Annotated in this window: 13 protein-coding genes; 7 read left to right on the top strand and 6 right to left on the bottom strand. The window is 73.4% G+C overall.

The features are described from left to right. Positions 1 to 39 precede the first annotated feature (39 nt). Both AC0693_RS09325 and AC0693_RS09320 read left to right on the top strand, forming a co-directional pair. Complete coding sequence (locus AC0693_RS09325; RefSeq protein WP_478801339.1) at positions 40 to 1185, top strand: acyl-CoA dehydrogenase family protein; 1146 nt, start codon at positions 40 to 42, stop codon at positions 1183 to 1185. Then, a complete protein-coding gene (locus AC0693_RS09320; RefSeq protein ID WP_478801338.1) occupies positions 1185 to 2186 on the top strand; it encodes an acyl-CoA dehydrogenase family protein in 1002 nt (333 codons plus the stop codon). The genes AC0693_RS09325 and AC0693_RS09320 overlap by 1 nt, the downstream gene beginning before the upstream one ends. 374 nt (positions 2187 to 2560) lie before the next feature. Here the strand turns inward: AC0693_RS09320 and AC0693_RS09315 are convergent, their stop codons facing one another. Both AC0693_RS09315 and AC0693_RS09310 read right to left on the bottom strand, forming a co-directional pair. Continuing rightward, complete coding sequence (locus AC0693_RS09315) at positions 2561 to 3313, bottom strand: class I SAM-dependent methyltransferase (protein ID WP_478801337.1); 753 nt, start codon at positions 3311 to 3313, stop codon at positions 2561 to 2563. A 28-nt stretch (positions 3314 to 3341) separates the two neighbouring features. After that, the gene (locus AC0693_RS09310) at positions 3342 to 4079 is read right to left on the bottom strand and encodes an SDR family NAD(P)-dependent oxidoreductase (protein WP_478801336.1); all 738 of its coding nucleotides are present in this window, start codon (positions 4077 to 4079) and stop codon (positions 3342 to 3344) included. Positions 4080 to 4186: 107 nt separating this feature from the next. Here AC0693_RS09310 and AC0693_RS09305 point away from each other — a divergent pair, with 107 nt between their 5' ends. From AC0693_RS09305 to AC0693_RS09295, 3 genes are read left to right on the top strand one after another with little or no spacing between them, the layout of a single operon-like run. Then, entirely contained in the window at positions 4187 to 4819 is a 633-nt protein-coding gene (locus tag AC0693_RS09305) for a PadR family transcriptional regulator (RefSeq protein WP_356415102.1), read from the top strand. A 38-nt stretch (positions 4820 to 4857) separates the two neighbouring features. Then, positions 4858 to 5586 (top strand): VWA domain-containing protein, encoded by a 729-nt coding sequence (locus tag AC0693_RS09300; protein WP_469318933.1) that lies wholly within the window; start codon positions 4858 to 4860, stop codon positions 5584 to 5586. A gap of 36 nt (positions 5587 to 5622) precedes the next feature. Next, positions 5623 to 6129, top strand: a complete 507-nt coding sequence (locus tag AC0693_RS09295) for a pyridoxamine 5'-phosphate oxidase family protein (protein ID WP_478801335.1) — start codon at positions 5623 to 5625, stop codon at positions 6127 to 6129. Positions 6130 to 6177: 48 nt separating this feature from the next. Here AC0693_RS09295 and AC0693_RS09290 read toward each other — a convergent pair whose 3' ends face one another. Continuing rightward, positions 6178 to 7623, bottom strand: coding sequence for a DUF1906 domain-containing protein (locus AC0693_RS09290; RefSeq protein WP_478801334.1), 1446 nt, complete (start codon positions 7621 to 7623; stop codon positions 6178 to 6180). Positions 7624 to 7875: 252 nt separating this feature from the next. Then, complete coding sequence (locus tag AC0693_RS09285) at positions 7876 to 8346, bottom strand: ATP-binding protein (RefSeq protein ID WP_478801333.1); 471 nt, start codon at positions 8344 to 8346, stop codon at positions 7876 to 7878. Between the two features lie 120 nt (positions 8347 to 8466). Here AC0693_RS09285 and AC0693_RS09280 point away from each other — a divergent pair, with 120 nt between their 5' ends. After that, positions 8467 to 9009: a GntR family transcriptional regulator gene (locus tag AC0693_RS09280; RefSeq protein ID WP_469336697.1), complete on the top strand. Its 543-nt coding sequence runs from the start codon at positions 8467 to 8469 to the stop codon at positions 9007 to 9009. Beyond that, positions 9006 to 9785: a GntR family transcriptional regulator gene (locus AC0693_RS09275; RefSeq protein WP_478801332.1), complete on the top strand. Its 780-nt coding sequence runs from the start codon at positions 9006 to 9008 to the stop codon at positions 9783 to 9785. Before AC0693_RS09280 ends, AC0693_RS09275 begins: the two co-directional genes overlap by 4 nt. A gap of 129 nt (positions 9786 to 9914) precedes the next feature. On the opposite strand, the gene AC0693_RS09270 is transcribed toward AC0693_RS09275, so the two are convergent. Both AC0693_RS09270 and gltB read right to left on the bottom strand, forming a co-directional pair. After that, positions 9915 to 11375 carry a glutamate synthase subunit beta gene (locus AC0693_RS09270; protein WP_356415117.1) on the bottom strand — a complete coding sequence of 487 codons (1461 nt, stop codon included), beginning with the start codon at positions 11373 to 11375 and terminating at the stop codon, positions 9915 to 9917. After that, positions 11368 to 15906, bottom strand: coding sequence for a glutamate synthase large subunit (gene gltB, locus AC0693_RS09265; protein ID WP_478801373.1), 4539 nt, complete (start codon positions 15904 to 15906; stop codon positions 11368 to 11370). Before gltB ends, AC0693_RS09270 begins: the two co-directional genes overlap by 8 nt. Positions 15907 to 15933 lie beyond the last annotated feature (27 nt).

Below are 15933 nucleotides of genomic sequence, written 5' to 3'. Positions count from 1 at the left end.
GGGCACGGGCGGCGCGGCGACGACGGAGGCGACCGGCTGATGGACCTGACCCATACGCCCGAGGTGACCGGCTTCCGGGCCGAGGCCCGGGCCTGGCTGCGCGCGCACGTGCCCGCGCGGCCGCTCCCCTCCCTCGAAACCGCGGCGGGCTTCGCCGCGCACCGGGAGTGGGAGGCATTGCTGGCGGCGGACCGCTGGTCGGTGGTGTCCTGGCCCGAGGAGTACGGCGGCCGCAGCGCGGACCTCGTGCAGTGGCTCGTCTTCGAGGAGGAGTACTACGCCGCGGGCGCCCCCGGCCGGGTCTCGCAGAACGGCATCAACCTGCTCGCCCCCACCCTCTTCGACCACGCGAGCCCCGCGCAGCGGGCCCGCGTGCTGCCGCCGATGGCGCGTGGCGAGGTGATCTGGGCGCAGGCCTGGTCGGAACCGGAGTCCGGCTCCGACCTGGCCTCGCTGACGTCCCGGGCGGAGCGCACCGAGGGCGGCTGGCTGCTGACGGGGCAGAAGACCTGGTCCTCGCGGGCGGCGTTCGCGGACCGGGCGTTCGGCATCTTCCGCACCGGGGCGGGCACGGCCAAGCCCCACCAGGGCCTGACGTACCTGATGTTCGACCTGCGGGCGCCGGGGGTGACCGTACGGCCCATCGGGCGCCTGGACGGGAAGCCGGCCTTCGCGGAGCTGTTCCTGGACGGGGTGTTCGTGCCCGACGAGGACGTCATCGGCGAGCCGGGCCAGGGGTGGCGCATCGCGATGTCGACCACGGGCAACGAGCGCGGGCTGACCCTGCGCTCCCCCGGCCGCTTCCTGGCGGCGGCCGACCGGCTGACGGCGCTGTGGCGGGAGCGGGCGGACCCGGCCGACACCGCGCTGCGCGACCGGGTCGCGGACGCGGTGATCGGGGCGCGCGCCTACGAGCTGTTCACCTGGACGAACGCCTCGCGGTTCGCGGCGGGCGAGGCGATCGGCGCGGAGTCGAGCCTGAACAAGGTGTTCTGGAGCGAGTACGACATCGCCCTGCACGAGAGCGCGCTCGACCTGCTCGGCGCGGACGCGGAGCTGGCGGACGGGCCGTGGGCGGAGCCCTGGCTCTTCTCGCTGGCCGGGCCGATCTACGCGGGCACCAACGAGATCCAGCGCGACATCATCGCCGAGCGGCTGCTCGGCCTCCCGAAGGGCCGCCGCTGATGCGCTTCCTTCCGACCGACGAGCAGTCGGACTTCGCCCGCACCCTGCGCGCGCTGCTGGCCGCCTCGGACGTGCCGGCCGTCGTACGGTCCTGGTCGGGCGGGGCGTACGGGCCGGGCCGGGCCCTGTGGACCCGGCTCGCCGACACCGGCCTGTTCGCGCTGGCCGCGCCGCAGGACGCGGGGGCGCGGAAGTACGAGGGGCTCGGCGTCCACCCGGTCGAACTGGCCCTCGGCTTCGTGGAGCTGGGGCGGGCGGCGGTACCGGGGCCGCTGGCGGAGACGGTGGCGGCGGTGGCGCTGCTGTCGGGTCCGGGGCTGGGGGACGGAACCCTGGCCGAGCGCTTCCTGCCGGGGCTGCTGTCGGGCGAGGCGGTGGCCACGCTGACCGTGGCCGGGGGCGGCCCGTACGCGCTGGACGCGGCGGCGGCCGACCACGTTTTCACGGTGTCGGCGGCGGGTGCGCTGCGGCTGGCGGGGGCGGGCGCCGGGCCCCCGATGACCTCGCTGGACCCCGCGCGGCGGCTCTCGCGGCCCGGCCCGGACGGTGAACTCCTGGCCGCGGGGCCGGGGGTGGAGGCCGCGGCGGGAGTGGCGCTGCGGTGGGCGCGGCTGCTGACCGCGGCGCAGAGCCTGGGGGTGGGCGAGGCGCTGCTGGGGCGGACGGTGGAGTACGTGAAGCAGCGCACCCAGTTCGGGGTGGCGATCGGGTCCTTCCAGGCGGTCAAGCACCGGCTGGCGGACACCCTGATCGCGCTGGAGTTCGCGCGGCCGCTGGTGTGGGCGGCGGCCCTGACCCTGGCCCCCCGGGACATCGCGGCGGCCAAGGTCGCCGCGGGCGAGGCGGCCTACCGGGCGGCCCTGACCGCGCTCCAGCTCCACGGTGCGGTGGGCTACACGGAGGAACTGGACCTCTCCCTCTGGCTCCGCAAAGCCCGCCCCCTCCGCGATGCCTGGGGCACCCCCTCCACCTGCCGAGCCGAACTCCTGCCCGCGCCCTGACCCCGGGTCCGTGTCCTTCCCGATCCAGCCCAGGACGACCGACCGCACACGGACAACAGGCCGGACCATCGCCTGCGGCCGAGCCTCCCGGGCTCCGCCCGGACCCGGTCCCCAAACGCCGGACGGGCTGAAGGGGGGACCAGCCCAGCCCGGCGGGGTGAAGGGGGTCAGGCCGCCCGGCGGGGCGAAAGCTGCGGCCGACCCGAGCCCAAACCAGCCCCGCCGGCGTTTGAGGCGCGGGTCTGGGCAGAGCCCAGGACGACCGGCCGCAGACGCACAAAAGGCCGAACCATCGCCTGCAGCCGAGCCTCCCGGGCTCCGCCCGGACCCGGTCCTCAAACGCCGGACGGGCTGAGGGGGGCCACCCCAAGGGCTTACGGGACGGCCACGCAGAGGGTGGTGACGTAGTCCTCGCGCAGGACGCCGTCGGGGAAGAGCGCCAGCAACCGCACCCGCTCGGCCGCGAAGAAGTCCCCCGAGGCCCCGTCCCCCAGGACGAGGAAGGCCGAATGACTGGCCAGGTTCGCCAGGTGCGTATCCACCGGCACCCGCCGCGCCCAGCGGACCTGCCGCGTGGCGAAGGCGAGGCCGGCGGGAAGGCCGCGCGGCGCGATCCCCGGCTCGGCGGACAGCAGCTCCGCCACCCGCCGGTCCTGCGCGTCGATCCACGGCACGGACGCGTCCAGGTCGTTCCACCACAGGGCCAGCGCCCCACCACCCCGCAGCACCCGCCGCACCTCGGGAACCGAGCGGACCGGGTCGGTCCAGTGCCAGGCCTGGGCGTAGGTCACCAGGTCGAAGGCCCCGGAGGCCAGCGGCAGCCGGTCCCCGTCCCCCCGGACCAGCGGTATCCCGGGGTGCGCGCGCCGCAGTTCGGCCGCCATGCCGTCACCGGGCTCGACCGCGACCACCCGCGCCCCCCGCCCCGCCAGCAGCGCGCTCGCGATCCCGGTGCCCGCCCCGACGTCCGCCACCCGCGCCCCCTCCAGCGGCCGCCCGGCCAGTTCCTCCAGGGCGTCGAACAACTCCGGTGGATACCCGGGCCGGTTGGCTCCGTACAGCGCCGCGGCCGCGTCGAAGGAACGGGCACGGGCCCGTATGCGGTTCGGTGAGGATGAGGTGCTCATTCCCCCATTATTCGCGGCGCACGGCCGCTCACCGCGCGGTCATTCCGCCGTCGACGGTGAACTCCGCACCGGTGATGTAGGCGGCGGCGTCCGAGCAGAGGAACCGGACCAGTTCGCCGACCTCCTCCGGGCGCCCCATCCGGCCCAGCGGCACGTGCGACCAGTCCCGGCCGGCCACCGCCCCGGCCACCATCGGCGTGTCGATCGCCCCAGGGTGCACGGAGTTGACCCGGATCCCGTCCCCGGCCAGGTCAAGGGCCGCCGACCTGGTCAGCCCGCGCAGGGCGAACTTCGTGGAGCCGTAGGCCGCGTGCCCCGGTATCCCGACCAGCCCGGCGGTGGAGGAGATGTTCACGACGGACCCGCCCCCGGCGGCGCGCAGCAGCGGGGCCACCGCCTGGATCCCGAGGAAGGGGCCCAGCAGGTTGACCCGGAGCAGCGCTTCGAAGCCCTCGGCGCTCTGCTCCTCCACATGGGCCGTGCGCCACAGGGCCGCGTTGTTGACCAGGGCCGAGACGCCTCCGTACGCCGCCACCGCGGCCCGCACGGCCCCGGCCCAGCTCCCGGCGTCGACCACGTCGTGCCGTACGTACAGGCCCTGGTCGCCCAGGGCCGCGGCGACCTTCCGCCCCTCCTCCTCGCGCAGGTCGGTGACGACGACCCGCGCGCCCGCCTCCGCGCACAGCCGGGCCTCCACCGCGCCCTGACCGCGCGCGGCGCCGGTGATCACCACGACCTTCCCGTCCAGCGAGACGTGAGCCCCCACGACGGTCCTCCCCCTGTACTGCACAGGTATTTCGAATAGGAATACTTCTAGCAGCCGCCCCCGGCGGAGGGAAGGGCGCCCGCGGAGCCGGTCGTAGACTGCCGACCGTGGCAGACGAGACGAACGGACGCGCGCTCCCCGCGACCAGTTGGGCGGTGCTCGGGCTGCTCTCCTTCGGACAGGAGCTGTCCGGCTACGACCTGAAGAAGTGGTCGGACCGGTCGCTCACGTTCTTCTACTGGAGCCCCTCCTTCAGCCAGATCTACAGCGAGCTGAAGCGTCTGGAGAGGGCGGGGTACGCCACCTCGCGCCTGGTCTCCCCGGAGAGCGGCACCCGCGACAAGCGGGTGTACCGGATCACCGGCGAGGGCATGGAGGCCGTGCGGACCTGGGCCCGCGGCGCCGCGGTCGACCCGCCCGTCCTCAAGCACGGGCCGATGCTGCGGCTGTGGCTGGGACACCTGCTGGAACCGGAGCAGATGCGCGAAGTCCTGGCCCGCCACCAGGAGTTCGCGCAGGACATGCGGCGCCGCGCGATCGCCGACGCGGAGGCGGCCGAGGGGCAGGCGGCATGGGCGTACCCCACGCTCACCCTCCGGTGGGCCGAGCGGTACTACGCCTCCGAGCGCGACCTCGCGGCCGCCATGCTGGCGGACATCGAGGCCCTGGAGGCGGCGCGGGCGGACGCGGGCTCCCGGGAAGCCGGGGAGCCCGCGGGCTCCGCGGACCTTTCGACGTAGCCCCGCCGGGCCGCGCGCACTGCCGTACCCTCGGGCCCATGACCGGCAGTGCGATCGACCTGCGCAAGGTGGAAGAGAGCGCTCCGGCGCTCGTCAGCCTGTACAAGAGCGCCGGGGTCTCCCTGCGCAAACACGGCCTGAGCGGCCAACGGGCGGCGGTCTACCTGGTGCTGGACCGCTCCGGATCGATGCGCCCGTACTACGCCGACGGCACCGTACAGGCCTTCGCGGACCGGGTGCTCGGACTCTCGGCACACCTGGACGACGACGGCCGGGTCCCGGTGGTCTTCTTCTCCACCGACGTCGACGCCGTCGAGGAGATCTCGCTGGAGCGGCACGCGGGCGAGGTGGACCGGATCGCGGCCGGGCTCGGGCACATGGGCAAGACGTCCTACGACGCCGCGATGGACGCGGTCATCGACCACTACCTCGACAGCGGGTGCCCGGCGCCCGCCCTGGTCGTCTTCCAGACGGACGGCGGCCCGGTGAACAAGGCGGCGGCGGAGCGCTACCTGTGCAAGGCGGCGCGGCTGCCGCTGTTCTGGCAGTTCGTCGGCTTCGGCAACACCCGCAGCACCCAGTTCGACTTCCTGCGGAAGCTGGACGAGCTGCCGGTGCCGCAGGCGCGCCCCGTGGACAACGCGGGCTACTTCCACGCCGGGCAGGATCCGCGGGCGGTGCCGGACGGGCAGCTGTACGACCGGCTGGTGTCCGAGTTCCCGTCCTGGCTGGCGGCGGCCCGTGCGGCGGGCATCGTGCGCGCCTGACCAGTCTCCGCCGGTGGCAGGCGGTTTCATGGCGCCATGACGACGAAGAACAACTGGGCGCACTTCGCGCAGGAGGAACCGGAGCTCGCCGAGGCGGTCCGGGCCCGCTTCGGGCAGTACGCGCACCACGTCCTGGCGACCCTGCGCAAGGACGGTTCGCCGCGGGTCTGCGGGCTGAACGTCACCTTCCGGGGCGGTGAGCTGTGGCTCGGCATGATGCCGGGCTCCCGCAAGGCCCTCGACCTGCGGCGCGACCCGCGGTTCGCGCTGCACACCAACCCGGGTGCGGACGAGGCGATGCCCGACGGGGACGTACGGATCTCCGGGCGGGCCGTGGAGATCCTGGACCCGCCCGAGCTGCACCGCTTCGCCGAGGAGTCGGGGGAGGCGCCGCAGCCTTTCCACCTGTTCCGCGCGGAGCTGGCCGAGGTGGTCCGTACCGGGGTCGAGGGGGACGACCTGGTGGTCCGCACCTGGACCCCGGCCGGAGGGCTGCGCACGATCCGCCGGGGCAACGACGACGAGCCCGCCCGGGAGGAGTGACGCGGGGCCCGGCCCCGGGAGCCGGTCCGGCCCGAAGTACGGGCCGGTCTACGCGTCGGGGACCGGGACCGGGTCCTGCTCGGGGGCGGGCCCGGTCCCGGAGAGGGCGACCGCGGCCGGGTCGACGTCCACCCGGTTGCGGTCGATGTTGATGGTCACGCCGTCGTAGGTCTCGTCGTGGTCGCCCTGGTACTGGTGGGCGCGGCGGCGCCCGCTCCACTGCCCGGTGCCCGCCGGCAGGCCGAGGTCGGAGTCGGTGACCGAGGAGCGGCCGTTCCAGGCCGCGGCCCACACGATGTCGGGGACGGCCTGCCCGGTGCGCGCGTAGGCGGCGCTGAGCGCCTTCATCCCCGAACCGGCCGCGAGGTAGGCGGCGGCGCGGTAGCCGAGGGCGTGCAGCCGCTGGGTCCAGCCGCCGACGTAGGCGACCACGGGGGCGTCCCAGGTGGCGCGGTCGGTGTAGTTCTCCACGTCGTTGTAGAGGACGGTGCCCGGGCCGAGCCCCAGCGAGCGGGCGGCCGAGGCGGCGCCGTCGGCGGCCGCCCGGCCCTGCGCGGCCGCGGTGCCGGGGTCGGTGGACAGCCCGGTGGCGCCGCTGTACCAGGGCTGGCGGCCCACCCAGATCGGCATCAGGTGCCACCCGGCGGCGCTCTGCCGCCTGACCCAGTCGGCGGTCAGCTGCGGCTGGGCGCAGGCGCGGGACCCGCCGCCGATGTAGATGCCGACGGCGCCGAAGGGGGAATCGTCCCACCAGCCGTCCATGGTCCCCTGGCCGGGGGCGGTGCAGGCGTCGAAGCCCTCGCCGCGGTACGCGCCCGGGGTGACCAGGGACCCCGGTGCGGCGCCGGGTGCCGGGGCGGGCAGGGGCCGCGGCGCGGGCCGGGGCACCGGCCTCGGCACGGGGCGGACGGACGGCGGACCGGGGTGGCCGGGATGGCCGGGCAGCTCCGCATCACCGTCCCCGCTCCCGACCGGCCGGGCGCCCTCGATCACCGCGCGGACCGCGGCGGGCGCGTCGCCGTAGGAGGCGGTGGCCATGATGCCGGACTGGGCGAGGACGTACCGGAGTTCGTTGCTGGGCACCGCCCGGGGCGCGGCGGCGGGCAGCGCGGTGCCGACCGGTACGTCGACGGTCGGGATGTCGGCCCGCCGCGGGGCGTCCTGTACGGGCTCCAGGTGCAGCGTGTCGGCGCGCTCGACGGCGGCCCGGCCCGCGCAGTCGCCCTGGGGGCCGGCGTGGCCGACGTACAGGGTGGGCAGGTCGAGGCGCACGCAGGCCTCGGGGTGGCGGTCGAGGTCGACGACCCGCCAGGTCGCGGGGAAGGTGAAGCGCAGCCCCCGGTAGTCGTAGGTGCGGCCGGCGTCGGCGGCAGCGGCGGCCGGACCGAGGGCGGCCAGCGGCCCGCTGAGCGCCAGCGCGACCCCGCAGCCGGAGGCCAGCAGCCGGTACAGCCCCCGCCCGCCCCGCGGCAACCCCGCCCCGGCCCGGGACACGGCACTGCCCCCGGCACGGGACGACCCGACACCCGACATGGCATTCGACACGACTCGCGGCATGACGCTGTATATACAGCCCCCACACCCTCACAAACCCCCACCAAGGCCGCGCCCCGGCGACCGACTACCCACCTGGCCCTGCAACCGGGCACCCGCCACGGCACCGGCGGCGCTCCGCCGGGACACCGCCTCCCGGAACCGCAGCGCCCCGGCCACACTCCCCCAGCAGCCGCGCCCGGAACTCCTCGTTCACGATGCCGGCGGTGCCACCGGGAAGGTTTGTCCGCGGGAAACGTCCGGCCCGGCCGGAATGTCGAAGGCCACGCGAACCGTCTTGCCGACCGATTCGTCTTCCACGGCGAACTCGTCGGCGAGTGCGGACGCGAGCCACAAACCCCGGCCTGACAAATCGTCTGGGGCGGCGCGCCGGAGTGCCGGGATCCCCGGGCCGCTGTCGCGCACCTCGATGCACACCCGGCCATGCCCCCATGCGACGCGTACGGCAAACCGGCGACCCTCGGGCACTCCGTGCACCACGGCATTGGCCGCGAGTTCCGATACGCAGAGACGCGTGTCGTCGCGGCGATCGGTCACCCCCCACCCCCCGAGGGCGTCGCCCACGAAATGGCGGGCCGCGCGCACCGATTCGCGGGTGCCGGGGAACGTCTGCTGCCGAGAGAAGGACATGCCCACCCCATCGTCTTGACGTTGAGTTTTCACGATGACACAGACCGTAGCGCTATTCGCGAATTGCAGCAAGGTTTGCCTCTGGGTCCACGCCCGGTCGTCGCATACCGTGAGAGCCGCAGAGCCGGACCGGACCCGGAAGCGGAGGGCAGCATGAGCGAAGGCCAGTGGACCAGTGCGTCGGCCCCGTACCTGACACCCCGGGCGGACGGGGAGCCGGACGCGTGGACCGCCGAGGCCGCGGCGCGTGGGCGCTCGGGCGGGCAACGCATCCTGCACGCCGGGGAAGAGCCCGCGTCGGACGCGGTCGCGCGGATGCTGGGCGTCCCCGCCGGGGAGAGCGTCGTACGGCGTCGGAGGGTCATCGAACTGGACGGTGAGCCCTGCGAGTTGACCGACAGCCACTACCCGGCCGCGATCGCCGCGGGGACCCCGCTCGCATCCACGGCGAAGATCCGCGGCGGAGCCGTCACCCTGCTCGCCGCGCTGGGGCACGTCGGCGCGCGCGTGGTGGAGGAGGTCACGGCGCGCATGCCGACGGACGAGGAATGCGGTCACCTGCGGATCGCAGCGGGCGACCCGGTGCTCCTCGTCTCCCGGGTCACCCTGGACACGACCGACCGCCCCGTTCAGGCCGACGTGATGGTCATGCCCGCGGACCGTGCACAGTTGCGCTACGAGACCAGGATCGGATGACGTTGCCCAGCCCCGACGAACCACCGCTCGACCAGCGCCCGCTCCACGTCCGCATCGCCGCGGACCTCCGGGACGAGATCCTGAACGGCGACCTCGCTCCCGGCGCGAAGCTGCCCTCCACCGTCCACCTGAAGGCCCGGTTCGGCGCGTCGAGCGCGACCGTGCAGAAGGCGTTGGGACTCCTCAAGGACGAGCGGCTCGTCCTCGGCCGCGCGGGATCGGCGGTGACCGTACGGGAGCACCGGCAGCGGACGATCCGCCCCGCGGCCTCCCTCGCGCTCGCGTCCGGCGACGATCCCTACCCTTGGCTCACCGACGCCGCCGGGCCCGGCGCCCACGCCGTCAGCACGCTCGTAGAGGTGCGCGAGGTGACCCCGCCCGCCGATGTCGCCGCCGCGCTCGGACTCCGGGACGGCGATCGCACGGTACTGCGACGCCAGGTGATGGGGATCGACGGCGAACCGGCCGAGCTGGTCTGCTCCTACTACCCGTTGGACGTCGCCCGCGGCAACGCGCTCGCCGAGGCGCGCAAGATCAGGGGCGGTACGCCCGCCCTGCTCAGCGGGCTCGGCTTTCCGCCCCGGCTGAGCGTCGACCGGGTCTGCGCCCGCGTCCCCACCCAGGACGAACACCGCGCGTTGGGCCTGACCGGCGACCTGCCGGTGCTCCGCACGCTGCGTACGGTCTTCAGCGACGACCGGCGGCCGGTCGAGGTGACCGTCATGGTCAAGTCGGGCCACCTGTACGAGCTGCGGTACGAGTTCTCGCCCCAGTGATCCGCCCCCGCACGCCACGGCGCCCGCCTCCCTGGTCGGGGACTGGCGGGCGCCGTGTCGGGGTTCCGTACGCCGTTGTACGGGCCGTATGAGGGCCTCCCGCGGAGGGGAGGGGTGCTGCCGGGGTGGTTACACCGTCAGCGAGCGGTCCGTCGGCTTGACCGGGTACGGGAGGGTGCTGGCGCCCGTCAGGTAGCGGTCCACGCCGCGGGCCGCGGAGCGGCCCTCGGCGATGGCCCACACGATCAGGGACTGGCCGCGGCCCGCGTCGCCGGCGACGAAGACGCCGTCCACGTTGGTCGCGTACGACGCGTCCCGCGCGACGTTGCCGCGCGCGTCCAGCTCCAGGCCGAACTGGTCCACCAGGCCGTTGGCCTGGTCGGTGCCGGTGAAGCCCATCGCGAGGGTGACCAGCTGCGCCGGGAGGACGCGCTCGGTGCCCTCCTTCTGGACGAGCTTGCCGTCCTCGAAGGCGACCTCGACCAGGTGGAGGGACTGCACGTTGCCGTCCTCGTCGCCCTCGAAGTGGGTGGTGGAGACGGAGTAGATCCGCTCGCCGCCCTCCTCGTGCGCCGAGGTCACCTTGTACAGCATGGGGAACGTCGGCCACGGCTGGCCGGCGGTGCGGTCCTCCGAGGGGCGCGGCATGATCTCCAGCTGCGTGACCGAGGCCGCGCCCTGGCGGTGGGCGGTGCCCACGCAGTCGGCGCCGGTGTCGCCGCCGCCGATGACGACGACGTGCTTGCCCTCGGCGGTGATGGGGGGCGCCATGAAGTCGCCCTCCTGCACCTTGTTCGACAGCGGCAGGTACTCCATCGCGAAGTGGATGCCGTTCAGGTCGCGGCCCGGGACCGGCAGGTCGCGGGAGACCGTGGCTCCGGCGGCGATGACGACCGCGTCGTAGCGGCGGCGCAGCCGGTCGGCCGGGATGTCGCGGCCGACCTCGACGCCCGTGCGGAACTTGGTGCCCTCCGCGCGCATCTGCTCGATGCGGCGGTTGATGTGCACCTTCTCCATCTTGAACTCGGGGATGCCGTACCGCAGCAGGCCGCCGATGCGGTCCGCGCGCTCGTACACCGCGACCGTGTGACCGGCCCGCGTCAGCTGCTGGGCGGCGGCGAGTCCCGCCGGGCCCGAGCCGATGACGGCGACGGTCTTGCCGGACAGCCGGTCCGGGGGCTGCGGGGTGACGTCGCCGTTGTCCCACGCCTTGTCGATGATCGAGACTTCGACGTTCTTGATGGTGACGGCGGGCTGGTTGATGCCGAGCACGCACGCCGACTCGCACGGGGCCGGGCACAGGCGGCCGGTGAACTCCGGGAAGTTGTTCGTGGCGTGCAGGCGCTCGGACGCGGCGGCCCAGTCCTCGCGGTACGCGAAGTCGTTCCACTCCGGGATGAGGTTCCCGAGCGGGCAGCCGTTGTGGCAGAACGGGATGCCGCAGTCCATGCAGCGGCCGGCCTGCTTGCTGATGATCGGCAGCAGCGAACCCGGGACGTAGACCTCGTTCCAGTCCTTCAGCCGCTCGGCGACGGGTCGGGAACAGGCGGTCTCGCGGGGGGTGGTGAGGAAGCCCTTCGGGTCAGCCATGGGTCGCCGCCTCCATCATCTTCTCGGTGGTCTCCGACTCGGAGAGTCCGGCCCGCTCAGCGGCGTCCTTGGCGGCGAGCACTGCCTTGTACGTGGTGGGGATGATCTTGCTGAAGCGGTCCACCGAGACGGACCAGTCGGCGAGGAGCTTGGCGGCCACGGTCGAGCCGGTCTCCTCCTCGTGGCGGCGCACCACATCGTGCAGCCACTGCTTGTCGGCGTCGGACAGGTCGTTCTCGACCGCGCCCGCGTTGCCGACGTTGACGTTGCAGGGGTCGAGATCGATGACGTACGCGACGCCGCCCGACATGCCCGCCGCGAAGTTGCGGCCCGTCTCGCCCAGGACGACGGCCTGGCCGCCGGTCATGTACTCGCAGCCGTGGTCGCCCACGCCCTCCGAGACGACCAGGGCGCCGGAGTTGCGGACGCAGAAGCGCTCGCCGGTGCGGCCGCGCAGGAACATCTCGCCGCCGGTCGCGCCGTAGCCGATGGTGTTGCCCGCGATGGTGGAGTACTCGGCCAGGTGGTCGGCGCCGCGGTCCGGGCGGACCACGATCCGGCCGCCGGAGAGACCCTTGCCGACGTAGTCGTTGGCGTCGCCCTCCAGGCGCAGCGTGATGCCGCGCGGCAGGAAGGCGCCGAAGGACTGGCCGGCCGACCCGGTGAAGGTGAGGTCGATGGTGTCGTCGGGCAGGCCCGCGCCACCGAACCGCTTGGTGACCTCGTGGCCGAGCATGGTGCCGACGGTCCGGTTGATGTTGCGGATCGCGACCTGCGCGCGGACCGGGAGGGCGGCTTCGGCGCTCGGGGCGTTCAGCGCGTCGGCGGCCAGCCGGATCAGCTCGTTGTCGAGGGCCTTGGCGAGGCCGTGGTCCTGCTCGATGACGGCGTGGCGGACGGCGCCCTCGGCCAGTGCGGGCACGTGGAAGAGCGGGTCCAGGTCGAGGCCCTGGGCCTTCCAGTGCGCGACGGCCTTGGAGGTGTCGAGGAGTTCGGCGTGGCCGACGGCCTCCTCGATCGTGCGGAAGCCCAGCTCGGCGAGCAGCTCGCGCACCTCCTCCGCGATGAACTCGAAGAAGTTGACGACGAATTCGGGCTTGCCGGAGAACCGCTCGCGCAGCACCGGGTTCTGCGTGGCGATGCCGACGGGGCAGGTGTCGAGGTGGCAGACGCGCATCATGACGCAGCCGGAGACGACGAGCGGCGCGGTCGCGAAACCGAACTCCTCGGCGCCGAGCAGCGCGGCGATGACGACGTCGCGGCCGGTCTTCAGCTGGCCGTCGGTCTGGACGACGATGCGGTCGCGCAGGCCGTTGAGCAGCAGCGTCTGCTGGGTCTCGGCGAGGCCGAGCTCCCAGGGGCCGCCCGCGTGCTTGAGCGAGGTCAGCGGGGAGGCGCCGGTACCGCCGTCGTGGCCGGAGATGAGGACGACGTCCGCGTGCGCCTTGGAGACGCCCGCGGCGACGGTGCCGACACCGACCTCGGAGACCAGCTTCACGTGGATGCGGGCCGCCGGGTTGGCGTTCTTGAGGTCGTGGATCAGCTGAGCCAGATCCTCGATGGAGTAGATGTCGTGGTGCGGCGGCGGGGAGATCAGGCCCACGCCCGGGGTGGAGTGCCGGGTCTTGGCGACCCACGGGTAGACCTTGTGGCCGGGCAGCTGGCCGCCCTCGCCGGGCTTGGCGCCCTGCGCCATCTTGATCTGGATGTCGTCCGCGTTGACCAGGTACTCGCTGGTGACGCCGAAGCGGCCGGAGGCGACCTGCTTGATCGCCGAACGGCGGGCCGGGTCGTACAGGCGGTCCGGGTCCTCGCCGCCCTCACCGGTGTTGGACTTGGCGCCCAGCTGGTTCATGGCGATGGCGAGGGTCTCGTGGGCCTCGCTCGAAATGGATCCGTACGACATCGCGCCGGTGGAGAAGCGCTTGACGATGTCGGCGACCGGCTCGACCTCGTCGATGGAGATCGAGGGGCGGGACTCCGTGTCGAAGCCGAACAGGCCGCGGAGCGTCATGAGGCGCTCGGACTGCTCGTTCACCCGGTCGGTGTACTGCTTGAAGATGTCGTAGCGGCGGTTGCGCGTGGCGTGCTGGAGGCGGAAGACCGTGTCCGGGTCGAACAGGTGCGGCTCGCCCTCGCGGCGCCACTGGTACTCGCCGCCGATGTCCAGCGCGCGGTGCGCCGGGGCGATGCCGGAGGCCGGGTACGCCTTGGCGTGGCGGGCGGCCACCTCCTTGGCGATGACGTCCAGGCCGGCGCCACCGATCTTGGTGGCGGTGCCGCTGAAGTACGTGCCGACGAACTCCTCGTCGAGGCCGATGGCCTCGAAGACCTGGGCGCCGCGGTAGGAGGCGACCGTGGAGATGCCCATCTTGGACATGACCTTCAGGACGCCCTTGCCGAGCGCGTAGATCAGGTTCTTGATGGCCTGCTCGGGCTCCAGGCCCGACAGGAAGGTGCCCGCGCGCAGCAGGTCCTCGACGGACTCCATCGCCAGGTACGGGTTGACCGCGGCCGCGCCGTAGCCGATGAGCAGGGCGACGTGGTGGACCTCGCGGACGTCACCGGCCTCGATGAGCAGGCCCACCTGGGTGCGCTGCTTGGTGGCGATGAGGTGGTGGTGGACCGCGGAGGTGAGCAGCAGCGAGGGGATCGGCGCGTGCTCGGCGTCGGAGTGCCGGTCCGACAGGACGATCAGGCGGGCGCCGTTCTCTATGGCGGCGTCGGCCTCGGCGCGGATCTCCTGGATCCGCGCGGCGAGCGCCTCGCCGCCGCCCGAGACCCGGTAGAGGCCCGAGAGGGTGGCGGCCTTCATGCCGGACATGTCGCCGTCGGCGTTGATGTGGACGAGCTTGGCCAGCTCGTCGTTGTCGATCACCGGGAAGGGGAGGGTGACGCTGCGGCACGACGCGGAGGTCGGCTCCAGCAGGTTGCCCTCGGGGCCCAGGGAGGACAGCAGCGAGGTGACGAGCTCCTCGCGGATGGCGTCCAGCGGCGGGTTGGTGACCTGCGCGAAGAGCTGGGTGAAGTAGTCGAAGAGCAGCCGGGGGCGCTCGGACAGGGCCGCGATCGGGGAGTCCGTACCCATGGAACCGAGCGGCTCGCCGCCGGTCCGGGCCATCGGCGCCAGGATGATCTTCAGCTCTTCCTCGGTGTACCCGAAGGTCTGCTGGCGGCGGGTGACCGAGGCGTGGGTGTGGACGATGTGCTCGCGCTCGGGGAGGTCCTCCAGCTCGATCTCACCGGCTTCGAGCCACTCGGCGTACGGAGCGGCGCCCGCGAGGTCGGCCTTGATCTCGTCGTCCTCGATGATCCGCTTCTGCGCGGTGTCGACGAGGAACATCTTGCCGGGCTGGAGGCGGCCCTTGCGGACGACCTTGGCCGGGTCGATGTCGAGGACGCCGACCTCGGAGCCGAGGACGACGAGGCCGTCGTCGGTGACCCAGTAGCGGCCGGGGCGCAGGCCGTTGCGGTCGAGGACCGCGCCGACCTGGGTGCCGTCGGTGAAGGTGACGCAGGCCGGGCCGTCCCAGGGCTCCATCAGGGTGGAGTGGTACTGGTAGAACGCGCGCCGGTCGGGGTCCATCGAGGTGTGGTTCTCCCACGCCTCGGGGATCATCATCAGCACGCTGTGCGGGAGCGAGCGGCCGCCGAGGTGGAGCAGCTCCAGGACCTCGTCGAAGGACGCGGAGTCGGAGGCGTCGGGGGTGCAGATCGGGAAGATCCGCTCCAGCGCGCCCTCGCCGAAGGCCTCGGAGGCCAGCTGGGACTCGCGGGCCTTCATCCAGTTGCGGTTGCCCTTGACCGTGTTGATCTCGCCGTTGTGCGCGACGAAGCGGTACGGGTGGGCGAGCGGCCAGGACGGGAAGGTGTTCGTCGAGAACCGCGAGTGGACCAGCGCCAGCGTCGAGGCGAAGCGGCGGTCGGAGAGGTCCGGGAAGAAGGGCTCCAGCTGGCCGGTGGTCAGCATGCCCTTGTAGACGATGGTGCGGGCGGACAGCGACGGGAAGTAGACGCCCGCCTCGCGCTCGGCGCGCTTGCGCAGCACGAACGCCTTGCGGTCCAGCTCGATGCCGGTGCTTCCGTTGCTCACGAACAGCTGCGAGAAGGCCGGCATGGTGACGCGGGCGCCGTTGCCGAGCAGGTCGGGGGTGACGGGCACCTCGCGCCAGCCGAGCACGGTGAGGTGCTCCTCGGCGGCGATGGCCTCGATCTGCGCGACGGCCTGTGCGGAGCCGTCGGCGGGCAGGAAGGCGATGCCGACGGCGTAGGCGCCGGCCTCGGGGAGGTCGAATCCGGCCACCTCGCGCAGGAACGCGTCGGGGACCTGACAGAGGATGCCCGCACCGTCGCCCGAGTCGGGCTCGGAGCCGGTGGCGCCGCGGTGTTCGAGGTTCCGCAGTACGGTCAGCGCCTGCTCGACCAGCGTGTGGCCGGCCTCGCCGGTGAGGTTGGCCACGAAACCGACGCCGCAGGCGTCGTGCTCGTTGCGCGGGTCGTACATGCCCTGCTGGGCGGGGCGACCGTCCATGGGCGACCAGGCGGTGGTGCTGGGGCC

The sequence above is a fragment of the Streptomyces sp. NPDC043876 genome, assembly GCF_056435825.1.
Note: the sequence above shows the minus strand (reverse complement) of the source record. Positions and strands in the feature narration are given on the sequence as shown.